This window comes from Williamwhitmania sp., assembly GCA_035529935.1.
Lineage (GTDB): Bacteria > Bacteroidota > Bacteroidia > Bacteroidales > Williamwhitmaniaceae > Williamwhitmania.
The window spans coordinates 1-5,867 of record DATKVT010000204.1; the positions used below are offsets into that span (position 1 = coordinate 1).

The window sequence follows — 5,867 nt, forward strand, 5'->3', positions numbered from 1 at the left end:
ATGAGAATACGTTCGTGGTCGGTAAGTGAAAAATTGTTAGGCTCGAGCAGTTCACCGGTGTGACTTCCCGATGGGAGAATATAATCCGCTGTAAGCAGATTTCCGCTGCAAAGGATGGCCGCTTTTTCCATAACGTGCTGCAGTTCTCTTACATTTCCCGGCCAGCTGTGGGCCAATAGCTTCTTTTCAGCTGCTGGATGCAGCTCCAGATTCCCTTTTTGGTAGTGATCTGCATACTTTTGCAGAAAGAATTTTGCTAGCACAGGAATGTCCTCCTTCCTTTCTCTCAAAGGCGGTAGTTCAATAAGAATGGTATTGATTCGGTAAAGCAAATCTTCGCGAAAGCCACCCTCGGTAACCATCTTATGAAGATTTTTGTTTGTTGCCGAAATCAACCTAACATCTATGCTGGTAGGATGGTTAGCTCCCAATGGGGTAACCTCTCTATTTTGAATAGCACCCAGCAACTTTGCCTGAAGGTGTGTGGATATATTGCCAATTTCATCAAGAAACAGTGTTCCGCCTGACGCAATCACCATTCTTCCAACTCTATCATCGTGCAGATCGGTATAGGCTCCTTTCTTTGCTCCAAACAGCTCGCTTTCGAACAGGGTTTCGCTCAGCGATCCCACGTCGACACCTACAAATAGCTGATCTTTCCTTTTCGATAAACGATGGATTGCCCTTGCAACAACTTCCTTCCCTGTACCGTTTTCGCCTGTGAGCAGAATGTTGGCGTCGGTGGAGGAAACCTTGTTAACGGTCTCCATTACCCGTTCCATGGCTGGTGATTTGCCAATAACAAGAGGGAATCGATCATCTATCTGGTTGGTTAAATGCTGCTGGCTGCTCTTTAGCCTTTTTATTTCCAACTTCGACTTGCGCTTCTGGTAGGCTGAAAGTATGGATGAAAGGATCTTCTCTTCGTCCCACGATTTTTGAATGAAGTCGGCAGCACCCTCCTTCAGTGCATTTACGGCAAGTTCAACATCTCCGTAGGCGGTTATCAACACCACACAGGAGGTCGGATCGAGTTCCAAAATCCGGCTCATCCAGTATAGCCCTTCGTTACCCGTTTGAGTGCCGGCTTTAAAATTCATGTCGAGCAGAATTAGATCATAGTCATCCTTCTCGAGCTGATTAAGTAGCTGCTTGGGGGATTTTAGTATATCTATCTTTTTGAAATGGGGTGAGAGGTAGAGCTGAAGCGCGTATAGGAGCTCCTCGTTGTCGTCAACAATTAAAATCGTTCCCTGAGGTAGAGGCATGGTTGCTAGTCTTTGTTCACACTTCAAATTTCGTCATAATGTCGTTTTTTTCCACACGCACTGTTGGAAATCCCGACATAAATTTAAATGATTATTTGTAATTGTCTGCTAATAAGTTTTATGCATATGTGGCACGCTCTTGGCTATTTTTAATGTAATAGTGTTCCATTTAGGAACTAATAACCTATTTCAATATCTTTAACTTATTATCGTTTGCTATGGTTTGGTTTAATATTAGGCTTACGCTTAGAAGTTTACGAAGGAACCTGCTCTATTCGTTAATTACCATTTTGGGGTTGGCTGTTGGCATGGCTGCCACCATTCTCCTCTTCATTTACGTGCAGCACGAGTTTAGCTACGACAGGTTCAATACGCGTGCACCTCGCATATATCGAATGATATCCATTCTTGGGCAGGATAAGTCGTGGACGATGCCCATTTGCACCCGGTTTAGAGATTCAACTTTTGCAAATCAAATCCCGGAAGTTGACCAGGTGGTGCAGTTCTATGCCGGTGGACCAACGGAGGTGGTGATAAACAACCAGCGCTTCAAGAATCTCGATTTACTATTCACCGATCCAAATATTGCAAAGGTGTTTACGTTGAGTTTTCTGGATGGGAATTCGGAAACAGCCCTAACCGATCCCTCGTCGATGGTGGTTACCGATGTGATTGCTCAAAAGCTATTCGGAACCGCAAATGTCGTTGGGAAAACGCTCACGATGGATAACAAGGTATATACCATCTCTGCAGTAATTAGGGCACTACCATCCACCTCTCACTTTTCCATCGAGTTGCTTGTTCCAATTAATAGTTTGCCATTTATAAATCAACTTGGAGGGTTAGAGTTTAACACCTATATATTATTCAAGAAAGAAGCCAACATTCAAGAAGGCATAAAAAAGTGTGACTCACTTTATGCAAAGCAGCTGACAGATGGATTTAAGGAGAGCGGTTATACAACGGGCTGTTTCATGCAGAAGTTGATCGATATTCATCTCCATTCAAATTTCTATTCACGGCTTGAGCAGCCAGGAAGCATCAGCAGAGTGTATGTTTACATTGTGTTGGCGCTACTCATTCTATCCATTGCAATCATTAACTTCATCAACCTGCTTACCGTTCAGTATGAGGGGAAGACTAAAGATATTGGAGTTCAAAAGGCGTTGGGTGCCTCTAGAATGGCAATTGTGAAGCAGTTTATGGGGAAGTCGCTCACCTTTTCGTTTATAGCATTAATTATTGCGGCCATTATGGTTGAGTTTACTATTTCGGGTTTTGGGGCGTTAGTAAATAGTAACCTGATAGTAAGCTATACCGGTAACCCTTGGCTGATATTGCTCCTGCCGGCTTTGGCAGCGATGGTTGGAATTGTTTCCGGTATTTACCCTGCCTTCTACCTTTCTCGATTTTCTACAATTAAGGTGCTTAAGGGAGCGGTAAATCGTTCGCGCGGAACAAACCAATTTACAAGAACACTGGTGGTATTTCAATTTGCCGTTGCCATTGCCTTGATTAGCTGTATCACCGTAATCTACATGCAAATTTCCTTTATGAAATCGGTTGACCTTGGCTTTCATCCGGCCAATGTGGTGGGGGTAAGCAATCTAAACCGAAAGTTGATACGCTCATATCCGGCAATCAAGGATGCTCTTTTGAAGATACCGGAAATTACCACGGTTAGCGCTGCCGATCATTTCCCCGGGGGGGGAGCAAGTGGTGAAGGAATTCGCGTCGTAGGCGCCGATGCTGACCTTTCGATCAACAGCTACCGCGTGCAGCCCGACTACTTTAAGGTCCTTCAGATACATTTTCTGATTGGACGACCCTTTCAGCAGAGTGCTTCTGCCGATTCCAACGCCATTATCTTAAATGAGGTGGCCGTTCGCAAGCTGGGCATCACCAATCCACTAACTACCGATATTCTTTATGATGGCGAACGTGTAAATATAGTGGGAGTGGTGAAGAATTTTAATTACGCTTCGTTAAAGGAACCCATTGAACCGTTAGCTTTTACTCACAATTCCTTTGGGCTTAACTTTTTCTTGGTAAGGATTGCTAACGGCCAGTTGAAAGATGGAATTAAGGCTATAGAGAAAGTCCTGAAGCAGTTTGATCCCGGCTATGATATGGAGTATAAGTTGGTGGATGATTTTTGTAGAAACCGATATAATAGCGAGGAGCAAACGGTGGAATTAACAACGTATGCCTCGCTGCTCACCTTGCTGCTTGCACTTCTTGGTCTCTATGCGCTTACCATGTTCATTGTGAATAAAAGGACCAAGGAGATTGGAATTAGAAAGGTTATGGGGTCAACCCGAATACAGGTTGTAGCCATGCTAATCGGCATTTTTGTAAAATGGATTACCGTAGCCTTTATCATTTCCACACCTGTGGCCTACTACATTATGCAGCGATGGCTGCAGAACTACGCCTACCATATAAGTTTGAGTATTTGGCCCTTCCTGATGGCGGGATTAGTTGCTCTTCTCATTGCCGTGCTAACCGTAGGCCGGCAGGCGTTTAAGGCCTCCTCACGCAATCCCATTGAGGCATTGCGGTATGAATAAAATGAGTGAAAGTAGGGGGTGACTACATTTCTGCTAAGAACAAGTCACCCTCTGACTAGTTTGGTAAAAGTAAAATAAATTATACTTAGGGAATTTTTCCGTTTCAGCTGTTTAAAGTTTAGATGTAAATACTCATCATTCACTTAAACAATACATTTGCCATGCCTGAAATTACTACTAGCTATTTAGGACTTAAACTTAAAAATCCAATTATTGCTTCTAGCTCTGGGCTTACCGATACGGTTGATAAGCTGGTGGAGCTTGAAAAGGCAGGAGTGGCTGCCGTGGTGCTCAAGTCCATATTCGAAGAGGAAATAGTGATGCACACGCAGCGATCACTTGAGAAAATGTCCGCATCTGGCTTCGTATACCCCGAAACCATGGAATATTTTGAGTACGACTACGAGGAGATTGAGGATCCGGTGCAAACCTACCTTAAGCTAATTGCCGATGCCAAGAAAAAACTCAATATTCCGGTAATTGCCAGCATCAACTGCCTTTCGCACGGTGGCTGGGAAGATTTTGCCCTCAAGGTTGAAAAGGCTGGTGCTGATGCGCTGGAGCTGAACGTGTTTTTGCTTCCCAGTGATACCAGCCGTAGTGCAGAGGAGTTTGAGAAAATATACTTCGACGTGGTGAAGAGCGTGGTTGCTAAGGTGAAAATACCGGTCTCGCTCAAGATGGGCCCCTACGCCTCTAACCTTTCATCGCTCATCGAGAAGCTATCGAAGACTGGAATAAAGGGCTTGGTGCTGTTTAACCGCAGCTACAACACCGACTTCGACATCAACACCCTGGAGTTTACCAATTCGTCGGTGCTTACCTCCTCATCCGATATGCATCAAACGCTTCGGTGGATTGCACTTTCAGCCGGAAAAGTTAAATGTGACTTGGCTGCTTCAACCGGTGTGCACGATGGTGCCGGGGTTATAAAGATGCTGCTGGCTGGTGCCAATGCAGTTCAGGTGGCTTCCACTCTTTACAGGAACGGCAATGCACAGGTGGCTAAAATGCTGAGCGATTTAACCGAGTGGATGAATGCACAAGGTTATAAATCGCTACGCGATTTTGCCGGAAAGATGAGCTACAAGCAAACCTACAACCCTGGGGCATTCGAGCGGGTTCAGTTTATGAAGCACTACAGAGCCTTTAACGGATAGTATAATATTGGAATGATTCCATCAAATTGTAGAGACGCAAGATTTTGCGTCTCTTTTTTTCAATGCATCAGTAGAATCGTGATTAATCGCGGCGCTCTATCACCGTTTAAAGAGGTTTTAAATTTATAGCCATGGTTTATTCCATGGTGAAACAAGAATTCAGGCACTAACATAGTTGAGCAATACCTCTCCATGCATCGTGGTTAATGCTGAAAAAGGGGGTGAAAACACTATCTTGATATCAAAAGAATGATGCTTTTTTTGTTTGCAGGAGCATAAATTAGGGTAAATCCTTGCCAAGCCTACGTTCCAAATGATGCCAAAGTTGAAAACTTGTTCATATATAGGTGGGCGTTTATTTTCCTTCATCTGTTTTTTGTGTTAGTTTTGCTGGTTGAAACCACAATCCTCCATTTGAGAGAGGTGGTTTTTAATTTTTCGCAATCGATAAAATTAATTGGCATTCAGTATTCATGTCAATAGTTAACGATTAAAAGCGGCATATGAAGGAAGACAACGATTTTATAAAAGGGGGAGAGGAGGATACTCGGGAAATTGTCAACCGTTATGAGGATATGCTTCGTAGTAATTCTGTATTTTACTTCGACGTGTATGAGTTTGAAAATATAATTGAGCACTATCTAGAGTTGCACAATGCACCCGACGCTGGTCGTGCGGTAGAAATTGCCCGACAGCAACACCCTTATTCCACCGATCTTCAGCTGAAGCAGGCCGAAATTTTTGTTGCAGCAGAAAAGTTAAGCGAAGCATCCGAACTGCTCGATTTGCTTTCACGAATTGAAAATAGTAACGCACAGGTCCTCTTTTTGCAGGGAAAAGTATTTCTTGGATTGGGCATACCATCCAAA

Annotated in this window: 4 protein-coding genes; 3 read left to right on the forward strand and 1 reads right to left on the reverse strand. The window is 43.8% G+C overall.

Features of this window, described 5'->3' with window-relative positions; translation table 11 throughout:
• Positions 1–1,268: sigma-54 dependent transcriptional regulator (locus tag VMW01_15665; protein HUW07686.1), on the reverse strand; the 1,268-nt coding region annotated here is incomplete at its 3' end.
• 218 nt (positions 1,269–1,486) lie between these two features.
• On the opposite strand from VMW01_15665, the gene VMW01_15670 reads away from it, so the two are divergent.
• The 3 genes from VMW01_15670 to VMW01_15680 all read left to right on the forward strand — a co-directional run.
• Positions 1,487–3,838: an ABC transporter permease gene (locus VMW01_15670; protein HUW07687.1), complete on the forward strand. Its 2,352-nt coding sequence runs from the start codon at positions 1,487–1,489 to the stop codon at positions 3,836–3,838.
• 161 nt (positions 3,839–3,999) lie between these two features.
• Positions 4,000–4,998 carry a dihydroorotate dehydrogenase-like protein gene (locus tag VMW01_15675; GenBank protein ID HUW07688.1) on the forward strand — a complete coding sequence of 333 codons (999 nt, stop codon included), beginning with the start codon at positions 4,000–4,002 and terminating at the stop codon, positions 4,996–4,998.
• 503 nt (positions 4,999–5,501) lie between these two features.
• On the forward strand, positions 5,502–5,867 hold a 366-nt coding region (locus tag VMW01_15680), incomplete at its 3' end, for a hypothetical protein (protein ID HUW07689.1).

Coding starts and splice junctions, on each gene's coding strand:
- VMW01_15670 (HUW07687.1), top strand. CDS start 1,487: ATGGTTTGGTTTAATATTAGGCTTACGCTTAGAAGTTTACGAAGGAAC.
- VMW01_15675 (HUW07688.1), top strand. CDS start 4,000: ATGCCTGAAATTACTACTAGCTATTTAGGACTTAAACTTAAAAATCCA.